This is a genomic window from Solibacillus sp. FSL W7-1436 (assembly GCF_038007305.1).
Classification (GTDB): domain Bacteria; phylum Bacillota; class Bacilli; order Bacillales_A; family Planococcaceae; genus Solibacillus.
The window spans coordinates 3,091,597-3,110,883 of the sequence record NZ_JBBOWV010000001.1 but is presented as its reverse complement, the minus strand read 5'-3'; the positions used below and the strand labels follow the sequence as shown (position 1 = coordinate 3,110,883).

Genomic DNA, 19,287 nt, shown 5'->3' with positions numbered 1-19,287 from the left:
CACATTCGGATAGATTGCTGTATTTCTATTATTTATTTCACAATCCCACTCACAAATTCAGTAGAAGGATAATACATGTTTTTAACAATGACATTCGCCCCTAGGCACTTCACCGCAGGACAATGACAATTGATTGATTTGGAAATATTCGAATCGAGCCATCTCTTGTAAATTTGAGTCAATGATTCATTTTTTATATTCCCGAATGCCTGACCGTCATCCGAGAAATCGGTCACCGAAATATTACCCGAGAAAATATTCAGGTTCATTCTTGAACGTCCGTCAACATCATTTCTCATTGTCGTATTCGGTGCATTGTTGATTCGGTTGATTAATGCGGTATCGCGCTCATCCCGGCTGCACGGATAGAAAGGCAATGTTCCGAATAAAACCCAAATATCTTTATTTCGGTAATCGAGGATTTCATTGATTACAGTTCTGTATTCATCCAAGCCGATCGTCTCTAAACTTTCAGCGAAATCACTGGCGTACATCGGGTGAATTTCATGACGTTTACAAAGCATTTCATTGGCTACTTCATGATGAATTTTCTCCATAAACGGCACCGTGTTGCGGTTCAGCATTGTTTCTGCGGAAACGAACATACCGCCTTTTGAGAGTTCACGTGCATTATCAAAAATATTGCGATATAAGTTCCCTCTATATTCAACTGACGGCGTTTTTTCCATCATTGCGAATCCTGTTTCAACAAATTCCTTTTCATCACACCAGTTGTGCGAAATATGCATGACATCCAGATATGGTGCAACCAGCTCATAATGGGACATCGGTAAAGTAAGGTTGGAGTTAATTTGTGTCTTAATCCCCCTGCTCTTCGCATATTTCAATAGCGGTAACAGGTTATCCTTAATTCCCTTTTTCGTTAATAGCGGTTCCCCGCCTGTAAAACTCATTGTCCGTAATGTTTCTACCTCATCCAGTTTACGAATTATTTCTTCTGCGGGGATGGCCGGTAATTCTTTCGTTAATAACGTATATCCTACTGCACAATGCGAGCATCTCATATTACATAAGTTTGTTGTTGTAAACTCAATATTAGATAATGTTAGCTTCCCATGTTGATCGATATCAATATATGGTTCCCATTCATCATGTGGTTTAAAAATTGTATTCATTTAAAGACTTCCTTTCTGCGAGTACAATTTTCTCATAAAACCGTTGGATTGGAAAGGCTATTGTTTCTATGGTATTCACAGTACTCCCGTAAAAAACAAATGGCCGCCCGAGATAAAAAATCCCGCACAGCCAATTTTTAGATTTCGATTTTTTCAGGTAATTCCGGAATATCCGATATGATATCTTCTTCGGTTAAACGCAGCTTGAATAGTTGGTATTTTTCTTCCAGATTTTGCTGTACCGACAGTTCATCCGGTTCTGCTGCAGTTGGTGTTTCATACGTAAAATCAACCTTTACAATATGATCGATCGTCTGTTGGATTTGTATTTTTTCCTGCTCCTTGACCGGCAGAACTCTTTCCAGCAATAGAGGCTCGATCGCATCTTTTAAATAGCTCTGTGCTTCGGGAATGCAATTGAACTCAGCCAGTTTATTTACAGAGGCTGTCATGCCGGACAGTTCACGAATCCGTTCCGCTTCCAAATCGCTCAGCTGATTGTGTGTTGATAATAGCCGGTTTTCCACCAGTTCGTTCAGTCGGCTTTGTACTGTATCCAGTTTTTCCAGTACAAATTGTTCGTATTTTTTTATAAATATCAGTTTCTGTTCACAATGTGTCCGGATATTGTTCAACGTTTGAATTTGCTCCATCAGAAGCGGGGTATGCTCACTCTCTTCTAACGGAAAAGCAAGCGACACCCCGGTTTGGTTTTTGAACTGCTTTTCCAGCTGTCCATATTCCATCGTGTATTCTACATGCAATTTCCGGTATTCCCGCACATTTTTTTGGTAAAGCTCTGCCATTTCCTCATACATTTCGATGAACGGATCACGTAAATAACTATGGTTTTCCAATGTCTGTAACAGCTGAAAAAGGGTTTGTACTTCTTTGAATACTTTACTGGCCGTTTCATATTGTTTTTCAAGAGAGGTGATGAGCGCTTTTTCCTGTTGAAATTGGACTACCTCACTACTCAAACCATTTTGATGCTGTATGACATATTCAAACGCCGATACATACGGTTCCCTTGCAGGAATTGTACTGATTTCCACACGGAGACGTTCCAGCCACTGTATAAACCGCTCCGTAATATGGCGCATCTTTTTTTGCTTGTTATCGATTAACTGGAACATCAGTTGTGACAGCTGTGTAATGCGGGAATCAATAAGCAGCTGGGTACTGTTCGCTATACGTGCCTGCTGTGCCTGTAAAGCCGAAACCGGTACATCTTCACCTATAAAATAGCCGTAACGTTCTTTTTCCATATCAAGAAAGGCTTCCACTTCCCCATCTACCCGGTCAATCCCGTTTACGATTAAATGGGCGGTAATTCCCTTTCGGTTCAGTTTTTCGATAAAATTCAATTCTGCTTCCGTGGCAGGTGAACCCGCCTGCAGGATCCAGAATACTTCATTGCACCGCTGTATTAGAGCTGGTGAAAAGTAAACTGCATTGTTTGCGCCTGCTTCCAGCGCTACCGAATCGACAATGGTCACTTTTTTTAATAGCTCACATGTTATATATACTTCCAGATAATCCAGGTGCTTACGAATTATTTGGGCGCTTTCCGTATTCGAAACGGTGAATAATGGGAGGCTGGCAATATTAAAAGTCACTTCCAAGCCATTTAAAAATATGGCTTTTATATACTCCTCATCCCCATATTTTATAAATGTATTGGTCCTTGTCGGTTCAGACGGGCGGTCTTCCAGCAGATTTCTTCCTATTAAACTGTTGATCACTGTTGTTTTCCCCACCCGCTCTTTTCCGAGAAAGAGCACAATCGGCTGGCTTTCTGCATCCTCTATAATCTGTTTCAAACGGGCCGTCGTATCTTTTATATAATGATTTCGAGACAGAATACTATGCAAAGGTTTTAACCGTTCAATTAATTGTTCCAACGGATTCTGTTCATCAAAGTTGTTTAGCTGTTCGCTGAATCGCTCAGTCATACGGGTCACTCCTTTACAAACAATTGTTATTCTATTATAAACGCAGTGTTTTCCGTGTGGAGCAGTAATTACGAAAATCGAAATAATTGGTTCCTCATACTTAATCATTACAGCAAAGACTAGGTAATAACACACGGAAATTTTATTGTGGCATTTGGATTTCCTCAGAATATTGCTATTGCTGGACATTGTTTGCGTGCTATTATAGTAGAAGAATATTTAAAAGGAGCTACACAGTATATGTACAATATCCGTGAGCAATGGTTTGGGAATGTACGCTCAGATGTGCTGGCAGGACTAGTTGTCGCACTCGCCCTCATCCCTGAAGCAATTGCTTTTTCTATTTTAGCCGGTGTAGATCCGATGGTCGGACTTTATGCCTCATTTGTAATCGCTGTAACAATCAGCTTTGTCGGCGGTCGTCCTGCGATGATTTCCGCAGCAACAGGAGCGATGGCCCTCGTAATCGTCTCGCTTGTAAAAGACCATGGACTGCAGTATTTACTCGCTGCAACGATTTTAACTGGAATTATTCAAATCATTTTCGGCATGCTGAAAATTGCACGCCTGATGAAGTTTATTCCGAATGCGGTCATGATCGGTTTTGTGAACTCATTGGCGATTCTGGTATTCATGGCCCAAACACCGCACTTTATCGGTGGCGACATCGTGACATGGGCATTCCTGCTTGCAACAATTGCACTTATTTACGCAATTCCTTTTGTCATTAAAGGGATCCCTGCCCCGCTCATTGCCGTAGTTATTTTATCGGCGGTAGCTATTTATTCAGGCTTTAATTTAAATACAGTCGGAGATATGGGAACAATTACACAATCATTGCCATCCTTTTTAATACCGGATATACCGTTTAATTTAGAAACGTTGATGATCATTTTACCTTATTCATTGGCTTTGGCTGTTGTCGGATTGGTGGAATCATTGCTGACAGCATCGATTTTGGACGATATGACGGCTTCTGAAAGCGATAAAAATAAAGAAGCGCGCGGACAAGGGATTGCCAATGTTATTAATGGGTTTTTTGGTGGCATGGCCGGCTGTGCGATGATCGGACAATCCGTTATTAACGTAAAATCCGGCGCACGCGGCCGACTCTCCACTTTTGTTGCTGGTGTATTTTTAATGTTTTTAATACTCGTTTTGGGTGATTATGTTGTTCAGATTCCGATGCCGGTACTTGCCGGTGTAATGGTTGTAGTATGTATTACCCAATTTGACTGGCAATCATTCAAATATGCCGTGACAGCACCGAAAAAAGATGTGTTTGTGATGCTACTGACAATCGCGGTTGTCCTCTATACACATAATTTAGCATTAGGAGTTGTCGCCGGTATTATTGTCAGCGCACTGTTTTTCGTAAACGAGATTTCACGTGTAAGTATTTCACAGGAAGGGAAAACATACTTTGTCAAAGGGCAGCTGTTCTTCGCTTCAACAGAAGGTTTTATTAATTATTTCAAAACAGTTCAAACGGAGCAGTCATCAATTATCATCGACTTCTCACTATGTAAAGTGTGGGATGACTCGGCAATCGGTGCTTTAATGAAGGTAAAAGACCAGTTGAAAGCGAAAAATATAGAAGTAACCTACTTGAATATTGATGAGTCAAGTAAACAGCTATTGAAAAAGTTAACCGGTACGACATTAATCGATTAGGAGGTGGCTTATGTATCAACATATTCTACTGGCCGCTGATGGTTCGCAAAACTCGATACGTGCGGCAAAAGAAGCTTTAAAAATAGCCCGAATAAATGCTGAAACATTGGTGACAATCATTTTTATCATTGATATGGAGAAAGCGAAAACGGATGTATTGCATTCAAGCTCCATCGAAAGTCTTTACATGGAACGCCGTCGGAAGCTCGTGCCGATCGAGGAAATGTTCAACGAGCAGCAAGTCCGTTATAAAGTGGAAATCATTCACGGCTCACCGGGACCTGAAATCATCAAATATGCCAACACGCAAAATGTCGATTTAGTGGTAATCGGCAGCCGCGGTTTAAACAGTTTGCAGGAAATGGTGCTGGGCAGCGTATCACATAAAGTGATGAAACGCGTCCAATGCCCCGCTATGCTGGTGAAATAAGGGAATATTAAAAAGAGAAATGACAAAACATTTTTAGAGCTTCTAATATGTTTTGTCTTTTTTTTTATGTATAACTGGTATAATCAGGATCAAAGGCCAGATTCAGGATGGTGGGAAGTATGTTTTTCTTAAAACCTAAACTAATTAAAAATGATAAGAAATCTATTGCGAAATTGTTATTTGAAGATGTTTCACCAGATCAATGGGATCAGGATCATTTAACAAAAGCTCATTTGGATTTTTCAATTGATAGTGTTCGTCTCGTTAATGAGTATGCTGAACGGTTAATCCATACAGAATTTGGACAGCAGCTTCTAAAAACTTTCATCTCACGGATTGGTGCCTATTTAGGCGAAGTAATAAGAAATCACAAAGACGGACAATATCGCTGGTTTGATTTTAATTCAGTAAAAGCAAATACCGTACATTTAAATAATTATGTACCGAGCATTAAAAATGAATCGGTTCTTTATTCTAAAAAAATGGATCACGTATTGTGCCCCATCTATGAAGTGAAGCTATATTTTGAAGGTAAATCCAACTATAATAATTTTTTAGCATATGTAGAACAAGCGATAAAAACCTAGAATTACCGGGGAGGAACGATTTATGTCCAATGAAGCTCTAATCATATTAGCCATAGTATCGACTGCAATATGGATTGCTGTCTCTAAAGAAGCTATAAAACCTACAAAAGAGGTTAACAGACGAAAAATGATCACTTTATTATCCGCAGGAACTTTATCGGCCATTATATTAACGGTATCCCTTTATCAGCATTTATTGTTTTAATTCTATTTGAAGTGAATGTGTAGATAGTAGAAAAAGAGTATTTTTTCAATAACGAAATCAAGAAAAGCAAAAAGGCTGTTTTACTATCTGCAGAACCGAACGAACCATAAACTTTTGATACAAATTGCCTTAAACATGCTGTCCACCGTAGTAAATATGATTAGAAAGAGGTTAGATTTATGATTATTAAAGTAGGCTTTGATTATGAAGAGGATCTAGAATATATAAAGTGTCCTGCAAAAGTTGGAAGAAATATCAATCAATTACAATGGGAATTTTGGGAATGGCTTTTTGACCGGAGTAATGACCACGGTTATTGGTTTAAATATGAAGAAGATGGCCGGGTAAATTATGGGGTATCTTATCGCACCGATGCATTTATTTATTGGCTGAATAATATAAAGTTTAAGAAAGGCAAGAATATCGCAAGGTTAATAGAAACTCCTAAGACACCGCCCAAAAAGGCAATTAGATTTTAATATTTTTCCGTCAAATCGCATTGGTCTAAAATATATTCCGCAGTTCTTGTTCGTTATTCCTCACTTCCACGTACATAATATGTTTCCCTATATGGGGGCAGAAACTCCGCATGTCCGGTTGGAGACTGCCCCTTCTTTTACCTTTTGAAACAGTGGCAATTCGTTGTATGGTCATTCACCATGCCGACTGCCTGCATATAGGAGTAGCAGATTGTGCTGCCGACAAATTTGAATCCGTCTTTTTTCAGCTGCTTGCTCATACGGTCGCTTATTTCTGTTGTAATCGGTACTTGTGCCGGTGATTCCCATGCATTAATTATCGGCTTGCCGTCAACAAATGACCAAATATAGTCTGAAAAGGAACCGTACTGTTTTTGAATAGCCAAAAAGCTTTCGGCATTTGTCACGACACTTTTGATTTTCAGCCGGTTGCGGATAATACGTTCGTCATTTCTTAATGCTTCAAGTTTTTCTTCATCATATTGTACAATCTTTTCCGCATCGAACTGATCAAATGCAGCCAAATACCCTTCTCTTCTTTTTAATATCGTCAGCCAGCTTAACCCAGCCTGTGCCCCTTCCAGACAAAGCATTTCAAAAAGCTTCCTGTCGTCATAAACGGGGACGCCCCATTCTTCGTCATGATATTTCACATAAATGGGTTCATCCAGCTTCACCCAACTGCAACGTTCCATGTCCTCACCTCTTTTTAACCACTCTAATCCAACTCGGTTGCAATCGCAATTAATATTTGTTACGCTTGCCTTACGAACGTCAGGAAGGTGATAATGTGACAAAAGAAAAAATAATCCAGGCAGCTCTGGTTAATTTCAGCGAACACGGATACAGTGGCGGATCACTGGCCCAGATTGCGGAAGAAGTAGGTATACGGAAACAATCGATCTATACGTATTTTAAAAGTAAAGATGAACTCTATTTATCGATTTCGAACCAGGCAATGGAAGCTGAGCTGTTATTTGCAAAAGAGTTTATCGCAAAACATCAACAACTTCCTGTCGAAAAAGTGTTGCTGCCATTTCTGCAGTCTTTTCAGCAACGCTTTGAATCCATCGCGGAAACTAAATTTTTCATGCGTTCCATTTTCTTAATGCCGCAGCATTTGGAGCAGCAGTTAAGTGAACAGACGTACATTTATTTGGACGAATTGGAAAGGCTATTTACGGATTATTTAAAAAAACAGCAACTGTCCGTTTCAGCGAATGACGCAGCAGTCGGCTTTTTGGCATTGCTTGATAGCCTGTATGTCGAAATGCTTTATGGCGGCAGTGAACGGTGTGAAAAGCGTTTGCAGGCGGGATGGACCATATTTTACAGAGGAATAAGAACTGAGGTGTAGACATCATGACAAAATACTGGATACTCGTCCTCTTGGCAGGCATCATCGAAATTATTTGGGCAATGGGACTGAAATACGCAAACACAGTGTGGCTATGGATCGGCGTTGCCGCATTGATTGTTGTATCGTTTTATATATTAATCATCGCAACAGAAAAACTACCGGTCGCTACCGTTTATGCGGTGTTTACAGGGATCGGTACAGCCGGTACTGTCATTGCGGAAACGGTCATTTTCAACGAGCCGTTCAGCTTCACAAAAATCGGCTTTATTGGATTATTATTAATCGGTGTCATTGGGTTAAAACTCATTTCAAATGAACCGGAAGAAGCGAGGGATGCATAATGGCTTGGGTATATTTAATTTTTGCTGGCCTTTTTGAAGTCGGCGGTGTTATCGGAATGAATAAAGTTGCCCAGAAAAAGTCATTCGGCTCCTATGCATTTCTGATCGGCTCCTTTATCTTCAGTTTCTCGCTCCTTTCATTGGCAATGAAAGAATTGCCGATGGGCGTTGCCTATGCTGTATGGACAGGGATCGGCACAGTCGGCGGTACACTTGTAGGAATGTTTATCTATAACGAATCCAAAGACTGGAAAAGGATTCTATTTATTTCGTTTATTATTATTGCGGTTGTCGGATTAAAAATTACGCAGTAGAATAGAGTTAATAGAAACAATGTGTACAATCTATGAATATTCTCATAGATTGTGCACATTGTTGTTATATTTTGGAGGCCATTGTGAGAAATTTATTTCAAGTCGTCCCAATTCCGATCAGTGGGCTAATGCTCGGACTGGTTTCATTGGGAAATTTATTTTTAAGTATGGACAAAGCCACTCTTGGTCACGTCTGTTTTTTTACAGGAATCTTTTTATTTCTATTGATCATTGGAAAACTGATTTTTGCATTTTCCAGTATCCTTGCAGAAATGCAAAATCCGATTATCGCATCCGTGTCCCCCACTTTTACGATGGGTACTTTATCGATAAGCAGCGGGTTGCACTATTACGGTGTAAGTGAATTCGTTATACATATGATCTGGATTCTTGCTGCAACGACTCAAATCTTTATTATCTTTTATTTTATTCGAACTTTTATTTGGAAAAAAAGGATTACAGTATCGGATATTTATCCAAGCTGGCTTATTATGTTTGTCGGAACTGCCGTTATCCCATTAACAGCGAGTGATCTTTCAAGCATATTCACAAAAGCGATTGTCATTTTCTCGATCTGTTCTTTCACTGTATTAGTGCCGATTCTTATTTTCCGTGTATTTATCCGAAAAGATTTGCCGGAGCCTACGATTCCGATGCTGACGATTTTAACCGCGCCCGCTTCTATCAGTTTAGCTGCCTATTTCCAGCAGTTTGAAAGTCAATTCGGGATTGTTCTGACATTATTCATTGTCGCGCAAATATTGTATCTTTTAGTACTGTCGAAATTACCGGGCGCATTACAGCTGCCTTTTTATCCAAGCTATGCTGCCTTTACGTTTCCGTTGGTTATTTCTGCTACTGCCACTTATGAAGTCATTCGTTATTTCGGACAAAACGGGATGGCGACAAGCTGGCTGGAAACGTATTTTTATTTTCAATTAACATTCTCTGCAATTATTGTTTTTTATGTTTTTTTCCGTTATATCAACTACTTGTCCGTACAGGTACGACAACAGCGCAGAGTCATTCGGGAAGAAAAAGAAGCCATTTCATAATTCTTCCGCAATAGCGAAACATTCCCCCTTTATGCATCGTATACTACATAAAGGGGGGATTTTTTTGAAAAGAATTATTTTTGCACTATTATTTATTGTACTTATCCTCGTATTAATATTCTACTGGCTTGACTATGAAATGAATGCTGCGTTAAAAAATGAGGCTGATGGGACCAATGAGTTTGCTGTCATTTTAGGCGCAAAAGTGAAACCAGGAGGCATCCCTTCCCAGTCACTTAAAAACCGTTTAGATGCCGCAGTGGATTATCTTCAAAAATATCCCGCTGTAAAAGCGATTGTTACAGGTGGCCAGGGGGCTGATGAAGATCGTACAGAAGCATCGGTCATGGCGGACTATTTAATCAAACACGGGATTGCTGAAGATCGTGTCTTATTGGAAGATCAGTCTACTACAACATATGAAAATTTGTTGTTCGCAAAAAAACTGTTGCCCGAAAATACAGCGAGCATCACGATCATTTCAAATGATTTCCACCTGAAACGCGCGACCATTCTTGCCCGAAAACTCGGTCTAAAAGCAGATGTTGTGGCAGCCCCTACGCCAAAAGTCGTCAATACAAAATCACGTATTCGCGAACGCTTGGCGATCATTAAGGCCTATACGAGAGGCCAATAATTTTACATTTGCCGTCCAATTCGTTATCGTAAAATGTAACGAACAGTTGAGGTGAATTTCAATGAAACTTAGTATATTAGATCAAGTACCAATTTCCAAAGGCATGACATCAACCGAAGCACTAGCTAATGCAGTGAAGCTCGCCCAACTTGGTGATGAGCACGGTTATGAACGAATCTGGTTTGCAGAGCACCATAACACAACTTCCCTTGCCAGCTCCGCTCCTGAAGTAACAGCTGCCTATGTCGCTGCGAAAACAGAGCGCATCCGTGTCGGAACGGGCGGCATTATGATGATGCATTATTCTCCATATAAAGTGGCCGAAGTATTTAAAACATTGGCAGCGTTGGCACCAGGCCGAATCGATTTCGGTGCAGGCCGCGCTCCAGGCGGGGATATGCCGGCAATGACCGCTCTTGCCAGCGGACGCAGACCTGACCTGACGGAACAATACGATAAACTCGAAGTAATTTTACGTTTAATGAATGAACAACGTACAGGTGAAGCGGTTTATGATAATGTTGTCGCCGCGCCTTTCAAAATACAGCTGCCGCAAAGCTGGCTGCTTGGATCAAGCGGACAAAGCGCGAAAAAAGCTGGTGAAGCGGGTGTCGGCTATTCGTTTGCCCAGTTCTTCAATGGACAAATGTCTAAAGGGATTTTCGATGCATACCGCAACAGTTTCCAGCCTTCGTACTTTATGGAACAGCCGCAAATTATTACGACATATGCAATCAGTGTAGCTGAAACGGCGGAAGAAGCGGAATACTTATCGATGCCGATGCAAATTACCCGCCTGAACTTGATGCGTGGTAAGCTTCTCACAGTGCTTTCTCCTGAAGAAGCAAATGACTATCCGCTTACTGAGATGGATAAAATGATTTTGGAGGAAAACCGTTCGCTTATGCTGATCGGTTCTGCCGAAGATGTTGCGAATCAGATTAGAGAAGAACAGGCATACTACGGCTTTGATGAAGCGATGATCAACTGTAATCTATATACGATCGATCAGCGTCTGAACAGCTACCGTCTATTAATGGAACAGTTCAAAAAATAATATAGTTTAATCAAGTAGTGCCGATTGATTCGTCAAAGGCACTACTTTTTTCGGTTAATGGCCGTTAAATTTTGAAGTGGATACCAACAAAAGCATGCAACTAAAAAGAGGCCGGGACATAACCCAAAAACACTATTTTTCTCTCAGAGAGAAAAATAGTGTTTTTTTGCTGAACGTTAAAATTGATTTCCATTCCGGGACGCTTTCCGCGGGCGTGGCCTGAGCCTGTAGTCTCAGGCGTCACGCTATTCCCGCAGGAGTCGCCCTGCATTCCAATCAATTTTTCAAATATCCGTTTTTTAATAATGTCTTTCCTCTTATTTAACGGTTATTCTACTTATGTCCCAGCCTCCTGTAATTTTCATTTAGTTTCTATTACAATCTGTTTATACTGTAGCTGTCGTTGTAACAGTTTGCGGGGCAATTTTTGCGACGATGACACTGTTTACCGCATTAATATAGGCCATTGCAGAAGCTTTTAAAATATCGGTATCTGCTGCTTTTGCGATATAGTTCTCTCCGCCGTATTCGATTATTATTTTTACTTTCCCTAACGCTTCCTGACCGCGTGATACGGAACTGATGTTGTATTCGACAAGCTTCACCTTGATTCCTGTTACATCCGCTATAGCTGAGTAAAGAGCGTCAATCGGACCGGAACCGACCGCACTTGATTTGAATACATCTTCCCCGCGTCGGATTTTTACGCTGGCTGAAGGGAAGGCAGCGTTTGAAATAATCTGTAAGTCTTCAATATCATAAAACTGATCAGAGTACGATTCCTTATTCGGATTGTTCTTCTCTGTTTTTTCATAGTAGCTTTCAACAATGACATATAAATCATGGTTGTAAACTTCTTTTTTCGAATCGGCCAGTTTCAGGAAGCTTTCAAAAATGCCTTCAAACTCTTCGTCCGTAAAGTCTGCAAAGCCAAGTTTGGAAAGCGCATTTTTCACTGCATGACGGCCAGAACGTGCTGTTAATACAAGCTCCATATCATCAAGTCCTACATCTTCCGGGTGAACGATTTCATATGCATCGCGTGATTTCAGTAGTCCGTCCTGATGGATACCCGATGAATGGGCAAAGGCATTATCACCAGTAATCGCTTTGTTCACTTGCACATCAAGTCCCATGAAGCTTGACACTAAGCGAGACGTATTCATAATTTCTTTCGTATTAATATCTGTAAACACATCGTACACATCACCGCGCGTCTTAATCGCCATCACGACTTCTTCTAATGCCGCGTTTCCGGCACGTTCGCCAATCCCGTTCATCGTTACTTCTATTTTATCAGCACCATTTTTGACCGCCGCTAACGTATTGGCAGTCGCCATACCTAAATCGTTATGACAGTGAACTGAAAGCAGTACGGAATCGTCCAGGTTTTTCATTCGGTAGTTCAGTTTGGCAATCATTTCGCCCCACTGTTCCGGCTCGGCATACCCGACTGTATCCGGTACATTGATCATCGTAGCGCCGGCTTTCATGACGGCTTCAATCGTTTTCCAAAGGTATTCAAAATCAGAGCGGGATGCATCTTCCGTTGAATATTGTACTTGCGGCAGCAGTGTTTTCGCGTATTTCACTGCATCTACTCCGATTTGCAGAATCTGGTCTTTCGATTTACTGAACTTTTTCTCCACATGAATATCAGATGTTCCTAAAACCATATGAATCATTGGATTATCTGCGTATTTCACCGCATTATATACGGAATCGATATCATTTTTCACTGCACGTGCAAGTGCTGTAATCATCATATCCGTATTTTGACCAACCTTCTGTGCCACAGCTTTTACTGCTTCAAAATCACCTTGTGAAGATGCTGGGAATCCGGCTTCGATAATATCAACACCGAGCTTTTTTAACTGCTGGGCAATTTCCACTTTTTCATATAAATTCAGTTTAGCCCCAGGTACTTGCTCACCATCACGTAATGTCGTATCAAAAACCCAAATTTTTCTGCTCATTCTCATAACCCCTTTTCTTCTCAAATGATTGTAAAACAGTAATTAAAAATAAAAAACCTCGCCTCTAGGATGAAATCCATAGAGACGAGGTTGAACTCGCGGTACCACTCTAAATTGAATGTCCATTGCTGGAACATTCCACTTAACGACAAATAGTTTGCCTGTCTTTTAACGGAGACTTCCGACTTCCCTACTTAATTTCAGGTCGTAGCTCATGGACGAGTTCAACAGTTGTATCTGCCAGTTTGCACCACCCACCGGCTCTCTTAAAGTATACAAGCTATTTACTACTTCCAGTCATTGCCTAGATATTACCTTGAAATGAAGTTTACCGGCAATGAAATAAAATGTCAACACTTATTATCAGAAAATTAAATTTTATCGCCATTGAAAATTGAATTTTTAACTATCGCATAATCAACAGTACGGATTGCAGATAATGTTTTACCGCCTGCATATGAAATAGATGACTGCAGATCTTGCTCCATTTCAGTTAGCGTATCGAAAATCGAACCTTTTGAGTCGACGTACATTTTCTTGCCTTCAACGTTTTTACGCTCGCCTTTTTGGAATTCCGATGCAGAACCGAAGTATTCTTTCACTTGTTTGCCGTCGATTTCCACTGTTTGGCCCGGTGATTCTTCATGACCTGCAAATAGTGAACCGATCATTACCATTGATGCACCGAAACGCACTGATTTGGCAATGTCGCCATGTGTACGAATACCGCCGTCCGCGATAATCGGTTTTGAAGCTGCTTTTGCACACCAGCGAAGTGCTGCCAATTGCCAGCCGCCTGTACCAAAGCCTGTTTTAATTTTCGTAATACATACTTTACCTGGTCCGATCCCAACTTTTGTCGCATCCGCACCTGCATTTTCAAGGTCACGTACTGCTTCAGGAGTACCCACATTACCTGCAATGACAAAGCTGTTCGGTAAATGCTTTTTAATATGGCCGATCATTTCGATTACTTGATTTGAATGACCGTGTGCGATATCGATCGTAATATAATCCGGTACAAGCTGAGCATCTTTCAGCTCTTCGATGAATGTATATTCTTCATCTTTTACACCCACAGAAATCGAGGCAATCAAGCCTTTGCTGTGCATATCACGGATGAATTGCGCGCGCTTTTCAGGCTGGAAACGGTGCATAATATAGAAATAGCCTTGTGCTGCCAATTTTTCTGCTAATTGCTCATCAATAATTGTTTGCATATTTGCCGGAACTACCGGAAGTTTAAATGTATGGTCACCCAAAGTTACTGTTGCATCACATTCCGTACGACTTTTCACGATGCACTTTGCTGGGATTAATTGAATATCTTCATAATCAAAAACTGTATCTATCATTTCACTACACTCCTAAATACGAACATTTTTCGTGTTTTTTATAATAATCATTCGACATCTGTTACTTTACAAAACAATGAAAACGTTGTCAACCATAAAACGAATATTTTATATAATTTCAATAAAAATGTTCGGTTTTTAAGGCCTCTCAATAAAATTCTTCATTGTAAACCCCAAAAAAATTAAATTTAGCCTTATTTATAAATAACTATTGTCCACTGACTAATCGCAATGTTTTAATAGAATTATTGAAAAGGAGTCGATGAATTGATGTTAGAGAAATGGTTGAACGTTCAGAAATAATATTGAGCTAAAAATTGGCTCAATAATCAATCATTATTGGAGCTGAAAACATTGGAACATTTATTAAACAGTATGAAAATCATCGGGGACGATACAATCCAACGCACACAATTAACACATCGTATTGAGCTTGTAAAAACCTTTCAAGTTAAGAAAGGTATGAAAGTACTTGAAATCGGATGCGGACAAGGTGACACAACCGTCGTATTGGCAGATGCGGTCGGAGAGACAGGACATGTTGTAGCCATCGATTTTGCCTCAACTGAATATGGTGCCCCGATCACGTTAGGCGAAGCAGCAGAAACAATTTCACACTCGCCTTTAGGACAGCGAATCGACTTCCACTTTGAAACGGACTTTTTGCAAATGGCGCTCGACGAGAAATTTGATGTCGTTGTACTATCCCATTGTTCATGGTATTTCGAAAGTATTGAGCTCTTAAAGAATTACATGCAAAAAATCAAGCAAGTAGCAGATCGAATCTGTTTTGCCGAGTGGGACATCGATTATACATCGGACGACCAGCGTGCCCACTTTTGTGCAGCCAATATTGCTGCGCTCTATACAGCATTTACAGAAAATGAAGGGAATATCCAAAATCTCTTTCATAAAACGCAAATAAAGGAACTCATGCTTGGCGAAGGCTGTTCGATCAATGTTGAGCAAACAGTCGATGCCAGCTATTTGCAGGACGGGGCGTGGGAAGTCGACTACAGCAATTACTTACTAAATGAATTCCCGGAAGTTCCGACTAAAATACAGTCCTTGATCCGCAGTTATGCCTATTTAATGAATGAGCAAGCAAAACCTATTCTATCGTTGAATAGTTTTGTACTGTGCGCTGATTTCTAAAATAGCCGATATCGTTTTATGATTAATAACTTGTTGGTGATTGTTTTCAACTATAGCCCAGATTACCGCCATCAAAAAAGCATGAACGTTGATTTAACAACATTCATGCTTTTTTTGTATTTTCAAGCGTCTTCTCTCTACCAAAAAATTCTCTCCAAAACGGGTTAATTTAGCTTTGCTTAGGTCAATAGAGTGTACTCTTTCGTTATAATATTCATCATCGCCAAACCAGTAGATAGTAACATCTGTAATGTACTTTAAATCATTCAAGTATTCGATAAATTCTGCCCACAAATCAAAAGTTAAATTGAATGATGTATGAACCGGTGTAGTACCATTCTTGATTTCTTTTAAAATACTAAGTATTATTTCTTCGTTTTCCAAATTAAGTACCGACCTTTCAAAATGTATTAGGGGCGTGCTAGCGCAGTAAGTTAAAACAAATTAAAAGACTATTTTAAATTTTTTATATATAAAAATGCAGCAATCTGATAGGTTTAACTAAAATGCATACTCATGACACCATGTGGCAAACTACAATCATGGAGGTGTTTATAGTGAGTACTAACAATAAAAACAATCGCAGCACCAGTGATGAGCAAGCAATAAGAAAAAATTTATCAAGGGAGCTTGATCACGAACTGGCAAACGAACCATTGACAGCTGCCGAGAGACTGAATAACAAGAAAACGAAGAAGCGGCAATAACAGCATGCCCCCATCTAAAGCAAGTTGGGGGCTATTTGCTATTTACTATAACAAAAAAACGGCACTAGCTTTTCTGATGTTATCTCATACAAGCTACAAGCCGTTGCTATTTTCCCGATCATTTCCTTCCTTTTTATCTCCAATGTATTTCCAAAGATGATATGTACACCAAAATAATGTCGGAAAAATAAGAAGTGAAAGTGATGAAACATACGGCTTTTCAAAAAAATCACTTGGTGTAAAATAAATGTACAGGACTAAGATGATTAGGAATGGAACTAAAAGAATCCAGTAACGTATGTCTTTAAAAGTATTAAAACTCCCCATACGATTCCCCTTTTCATAACATGTGATATTTCGATTAATCCAACGCATAAAACCAAAAATAAATTGTACTTTCTACTTTCATTGCATTTAATATACCGAAATAAAATCAATTCTTCCACAAAATGCCGGTTTTAAACAACAGAAAGGTACGAATATTGTTCAGTCAACATTCGCACCTTTTATTCGCTTCGATTATTTAACACCGTTTTCTAAAATTTTAAACGTCCCCTTAACACAATCGATCTCTGCTTTTGCACCATAAGGTAAAATAAATTTTGGTTCAGTATGACCGAAATTCATGTTGTATAGTACAGGCAGATTTTCTAAATCGAGTTCTTTCATTACTTGATGAATTACCTCTTTATATTCTTCATAGTACTTCTCATCCTGCGGTTTTCCGAAAATGATGCCATTTGCTTTTTGTAAAATGCCCTGCGCAGCGTAATTTCGCAGCCAATATTTAATAAGATTCGGGTCAGGGTATTCTTCAGATGTTTCAAAGAAAAGGATGCTATTCTCCCAATATTCTTTTTCCGGCCAAATGTCAGTTCCCTTTGCAAACTCCAAAACTTCAATACAACCGCCTATTAAAAACCCTTGCGCTACACCAGTACCCTGAAGTACTTCATAACCTGAATTTTTCCGCATATTCCTGCGACGGTTTTTATTTTCTTCTGTCCATTCCAAACGCTCACTCGTCCATTCGTTTGCAGGCTGGATCTCACCAATGATCTCACCCGAGAATAGTGTCCGGTTTACCATTTCAACCGTATAAGGATCCATCTGCACATTTTCAGCAAAATCGGTTAAGATGGCCGGACCATAAAATGAAGTGATGCCCGCTTTATGACAAAATAAATGGGAAATCGTCACATCCGAATAACCCATAAATATTTTCGGATTTTTGCGTATAACATCAAAATCAATAAAAGGGAGCAGGCGGATATTATCTTCCCCTCCAATATTTGCAATGATTCCTTTGATCTGTTCATCCTTAAATGCAGTCATTAAATCCTCTGCACGAGAATGTGGGTTTTGATAAAGGCATTCTTCAACTTTCAAGCTGTTGGGCATTGGGATTACCTCGAGTCCAAACACTTCCTCCAATCGCTTAACCCCTTGTTCATAGCGCCATTTAAGTGCAGGTTCACCCGCACCACCCCAAGAAGGACTAACTGCAGCAATCCGGTCTCCCGCAGTAATTTTTCAGGTTTAATTAACATCTCACTCACCTCTACAAATCCGATTTTTATATATAGAAATTTAATTCTATAGAAATACTTTGCTGCCCAATTCACAAAGCGACTATAATTTCTTCCAATGATCGGCCATTTCTTCGTAATATGTATCTGTCCAATGGTATGGCTGCAATTCCTTTAATGTTTTATAAATCACAGCTTGGGTTTCATTTGAAATCGCACATTGTACTTGAGGTCCCCAGTAAAATAGGCGTTCCTGGCAAATACCACAAGGCGAAAGTACTTTTAATGGTAAAAGTTCATCTTCCCTTGCCAGGCAAATACTATGTGTAACTTTTTTATTGAACTTATGGGCTTCTAAAATCGCACCCGTTTCCATACAAAGAGCGGTTGAATCATTGATCATTTCTGGTGCCACACTTGTATAGATTGTCCCGTCTTCTACACGAACCGCTGCTGCACCACCCCATCCACTCGGATATCGTACATCGACTAATTCTTTTACAGCATTATATAGTTCCTTATCTACCATTGATTTTCAGCTCCTTATCTTCTTTTAATAATCCGACCAAATCATTTAACTTTCCGCAATATTCTTTAGGTCTTCACGTCAACCCAAATTAGTTCTTTTAGTTTGTATTACATACTATTTCGACAAAATATACCTTCATACCTTTAGATTTTTTGGAAATGAGCTTGCTATAAATGATTTATATTGTAAAATTTAGAAAATACATATAGTTATAGGCGGTGTGAAAAGATGGAGAACTTCCCCATTGTGAAACAGTATAGTTATGAATATCAAACGCAAGTTGCAGATTTAATTCTTCATATTCAGCAGCAGGAATACAACATTCCGATAACAAGGGATGATCAGCCTGATTTGTTTAAAATAGAAGAATTTTATCAGACAGGGAACGGAAACTTTTGGGTGGCTATTTATAATGACAAAGTAGTTGGCACAATAAGTCTTTTAGATATAGGTAATAATCGCGTTGCCTTAAGGAAGATGTTTGTTGATAAAAATTATCGCGGAACAAAATTTAAAACCGCAAGTCTTTTATTAAATACTGCACTCGAGTGGGCAAAAGAACACTCAGTAGAAGTTATCTATCTAGGAACTACCCCGCAATTTCTGGCCGCTCACCGATTTTATGAAAAGAATGGATTTACAAGAATTAATCCTAGCGATTTACCTGACAGTTTCCCTGTATTACAAGTGGATAAATTATTTTATCAGTATTTCGTTCAATAGGTTAGAAGGTATATTTAGAGGGAGAAAGAAGGCATCCGCAATCCCTCTTCAAGAAGTGCGAATGTTAAAATGAATTTACAAGA

Annotated in this window: 21 protein-coding genes, 1 pseudogene and 1 other annotated feature; of the genes and pseudogenes, 14 read left to right on the top strand and 8 right to left on the bottom strand. The window is 39.6% G+C overall.

Annotation, left to right across the window (positions count from 1 at the left end; translation table 11 throughout):
- Nucleotides 1-32: 32 nt before the first annotated feature.
- Nucleotides 33-1,136 (bottom strand): radical SAM/CxCxxxxC motif protein YfkAB, encoded by a 1,104-nt coding sequence (gene yfkAB, locus MKX73_RS15335; protein ID WP_340718204.1) that lies wholly within the window; start codon nucleotides 1,134-1,136, stop codon nucleotides 33-35.
- 137 nt (nucleotides 1,137-1,273) lie between these two features.
- Entirely contained in the window at nucleotides 1,274-3,091 is a 1,818-nt protein-coding gene (locus MKX73_RS15330) for a dynamin family protein (protein WP_340718203.1), read from the bottom strand.
- Nucleotides 3,092-3,331: 240 nt separating this feature from the next.
- Here MKX73_RS15330 and MKX73_RS15325 point away from each other — a divergent pair, with 240 nt between their 5' ends.
- The 5 genes from MKX73_RS15325 to MKX73_RS15305 all read left to right on the top strand — a co-directional run bounded on the left by MKX73_RS15325 (nucleotide 3,332) and on the right by MKX73_RS15305 (nucleotide 6,466).
- Nucleotides 3,332-4,765 (top strand): SulP family inorganic anion transporter, encoded by a 1,434-nt coding sequence (locus MKX73_RS15325; protein ID WP_340718916.1) that lies wholly within the window; start codon nucleotides 3,332-3,334, stop codon nucleotides 4,763-4,765.
- 10 nt (nucleotides 4,766-4,775) lie between these two features.
- Nucleotides 4,776-5,195 carry a universal stress protein gene (locus MKX73_RS15320; RefSeq protein WP_340718202.1) on the top strand — a complete coding sequence of 140 codons (420 nt, stop codon included), beginning with the start codon at nucleotides 4,776-4,778 and terminating at the stop codon, nucleotides 5,193-5,195.
- A gap of 119 nt (nucleotides 5,196-5,314) precedes the next feature.
- Nucleotides 5,315-5,782, top strand: coding sequence for a hypothetical protein (locus tag MKX73_RS15315; protein ID WP_340718201.1), 468 nt, complete (start codon nucleotides 5,315-5,317; stop codon nucleotides 5,780-5,782).
- A 22-nt stretch (nucleotides 5,783-5,804) separates the two neighbouring features.
- Entirely contained in the window at nucleotides 5,805-5,987 is a 183-nt protein-coding gene (locus MKX73_RS15310) for a hypothetical protein (RefSeq protein ID WP_340718200.1), read from the top strand.
- A gap of 179 nt (nucleotides 5,988-6,166) precedes the next feature.
- On the top strand, nucleotides 6,167-6,466 hold the full coding sequence (locus MKX73_RS15305; RefSeq protein WP_340718199.1) for a hypothetical protein: 300 nt from the start codon (nucleotides 6,167-6,169) through the stop codon (nucleotides 6,464-6,466).
- A gap of 137 nt (nucleotides 6,467-6,603) precedes the next feature.
- Here the strand turns inward: MKX73_RS15305 and MKX73_RS15300 are convergent, their stop codons facing one another.
- Nucleotides 6,604-7,161, bottom strand: coding sequence for a DNA-3-methyladenine glycosylase I (locus MKX73_RS15300; RefSeq protein ID WP_340718198.1), 558 nt, complete (start codon nucleotides 7,159-7,161; stop codon nucleotides 6,604-6,606).
- Between the two features lie 95 nt (nucleotides 7,162-7,256).
- Here MKX73_RS15300 and MKX73_RS15295 point away from each other — a divergent pair, with 95 nt between their 5' ends.
- The 6 genes from MKX73_RS15295 to MKX73_RS15270 all read left to right on the top strand — a co-directional run bounded on the left by MKX73_RS15295 (nucleotide 7,257) and on the right by MKX73_RS15270 (nucleotide 11,230).
- The gene (locus MKX73_RS15295; RefSeq protein WP_340718197.1) at nucleotides 7,257-7,823 is read left to right on the top strand and encodes a TetR/AcrR family transcriptional regulator; all 567 of its coding nucleotides are present in this window, start codon (nucleotides 7,257-7,259) and stop codon (nucleotides 7,821-7,823) included.
- 5 nt (nucleotides 7,824-7,828) lie between these two features.
- Nucleotides 7,829-8,167: a DMT family transporter gene (locus tag MKX73_RS15290; RefSeq protein WP_340718196.1), complete on the top strand. Its 339-nt coding sequence runs from the start codon at nucleotides 7,829-7,831 to the stop codon at nucleotides 8,165-8,167.
- Complete coding sequence (locus MKX73_RS15285; protein ID WP_339176356.1) at nucleotides 8,167-8,481, top strand: DMT family transporter; 315 nt, start codon at nucleotides 8,167-8,169, stop codon at nucleotides 8,479-8,481. The genes MKX73_RS15290 and MKX73_RS15285 overlap by 1 nt, the downstream gene beginning before the upstream one ends.
- A gap of 83 nt (nucleotides 8,482-8,564) precedes the next feature.
- Nucleotides 8,565-9,536: a TDT family transporter gene (locus MKX73_RS15280; protein ID WP_340718195.1), complete on the top strand. Its 972-nt coding sequence runs from the start codon at nucleotides 8,565-8,567 to the stop codon at nucleotides 9,534-9,536.
- 64 nt (nucleotides 9,537-9,600) lie between these two features.
- Nucleotides 9,601-10,173, top strand: coding sequence for a YdcF family protein (locus MKX73_RS15275; protein ID WP_340718194.1), 573 nt, complete (start codon nucleotides 9,601-9,603; stop codon nucleotides 10,171-10,173).
- A 61-nt stretch (nucleotides 10,174-10,234) separates the two neighbouring features.
- Complete coding sequence (locus tag MKX73_RS15270; protein ID WP_340718193.1) at nucleotides 10,235-11,230, top strand: LLM class flavin-dependent oxidoreductase; 996 nt, start codon at nucleotides 10,235-10,237, stop codon at nucleotides 11,228-11,230.
- Nucleotides 11,231-11,616: 386 nt separating this feature from the next.
- On the opposite strand, the gene MKX73_RS15265 is transcribed toward MKX73_RS15270, so the two are convergent.
- Together MKX73_RS15265 and guaC are read right to left on the bottom strand one after the other, a co-directional pair.
- Nucleotides 11,617-13,206, bottom strand: a complete 1,590-nt coding sequence (locus tag MKX73_RS15265) for a 2-isopropylmalate synthase (RefSeq protein WP_340718192.1) — start codon at nucleotides 13,204-13,206, stop codon at nucleotides 11,617-11,619.
- Between the two features lie 77 nt (nucleotides 13,207-13,283).
- Nucleotides 13,284-13,516, bottom strand: a binding site (T-box leader).
- Between the two features lie 61 nt (nucleotides 13,517-13,577).
- Nucleotides 13,578-14,558, bottom strand: coding sequence for a GMP reductase (gene guaC / locus MKX73_RS15260; protein WP_340718915.1), 981 nt, complete (start codon nucleotides 14,556-14,558; stop codon nucleotides 13,578-13,580).
- Between the two features lie 357 nt (nucleotides 14,559-14,915).
- On the opposite strand from guaC, the gene MKX73_RS15255 reads away from it, so the two are divergent.
- Nucleotides 14,916-15,716, top strand: coding sequence for a class I SAM-dependent methyltransferase (locus MKX73_RS15255; RefSeq protein ID WP_340718191.1), 801 nt, complete (start codon nucleotides 14,916-14,918; stop codon nucleotides 15,714-15,716).
- 93 nt (nucleotides 15,717-15,809) lie between these two features.
- Here MKX73_RS15255 and MKX73_RS15250 read toward each other — a convergent pair whose 3' ends face one another.
- On the bottom strand, nucleotides 15,810-16,100 hold the full coding sequence (locus tag MKX73_RS15250; RefSeq protein ID WP_340718190.1) for a hypothetical protein: 291 nt from the start codon (nucleotides 16,098-16,100) through the stop codon (nucleotides 15,810-15,812).
- 173 nt (nucleotides 16,101-16,273) lie between these two features.
- On the opposite strand from MKX73_RS15250, the gene sspO reads away from it, so the two are divergent.
- The gene (sspO, locus tag MKX73_RS15245; RefSeq protein ID WP_340718189.1) at nucleotides 16,274-16,423 is read left to right on the top strand and encodes a small acid-soluble spore protein O; all 150 of its coding nucleotides are present in this window, start codon (nucleotides 16,274-16,276) and stop codon (nucleotides 16,421-16,423) included.
- 519 nt (nucleotides 16,424-16,942) lie between these two features.
- Here sspO and MKX73_RS15240 read toward each other — a convergent pair.
- Nucleotides 16,943-17,973: pseudogene (locus MKX73_RS15240) on the bottom strand (S66 family peptidase).
- A gap of 82 nt (nucleotides 17,974-18,055) precedes the next feature.
- Nucleotides 18,056-18,481 carry a cytidine deaminase gene (locus tag MKX73_RS15235; RefSeq protein ID WP_340718188.1) on the bottom strand — a complete coding sequence of 142 codons (426 nt, stop codon included), beginning with the start codon at nucleotides 18,479-18,481 and terminating at the stop codon, nucleotides 18,056-18,058.
- Between the two features lie 228 nt (nucleotides 18,482-18,709).
- Between MKX73_RS15235 and MKX73_RS15230 the strand changes: the two genes are divergently transcribed.
- Complete coding sequence (locus tag MKX73_RS15230; RefSeq protein WP_340718187.1) at nucleotides 18,710-19,204, top strand: GNAT family N-acetyltransferase; 495 nt, start codon at nucleotides 18,710-18,712, stop codon at nucleotides 19,202-19,204.
- The last annotated feature ends 83 nt before the right edge of the window (nucleotides 19,205-19,287 follow it).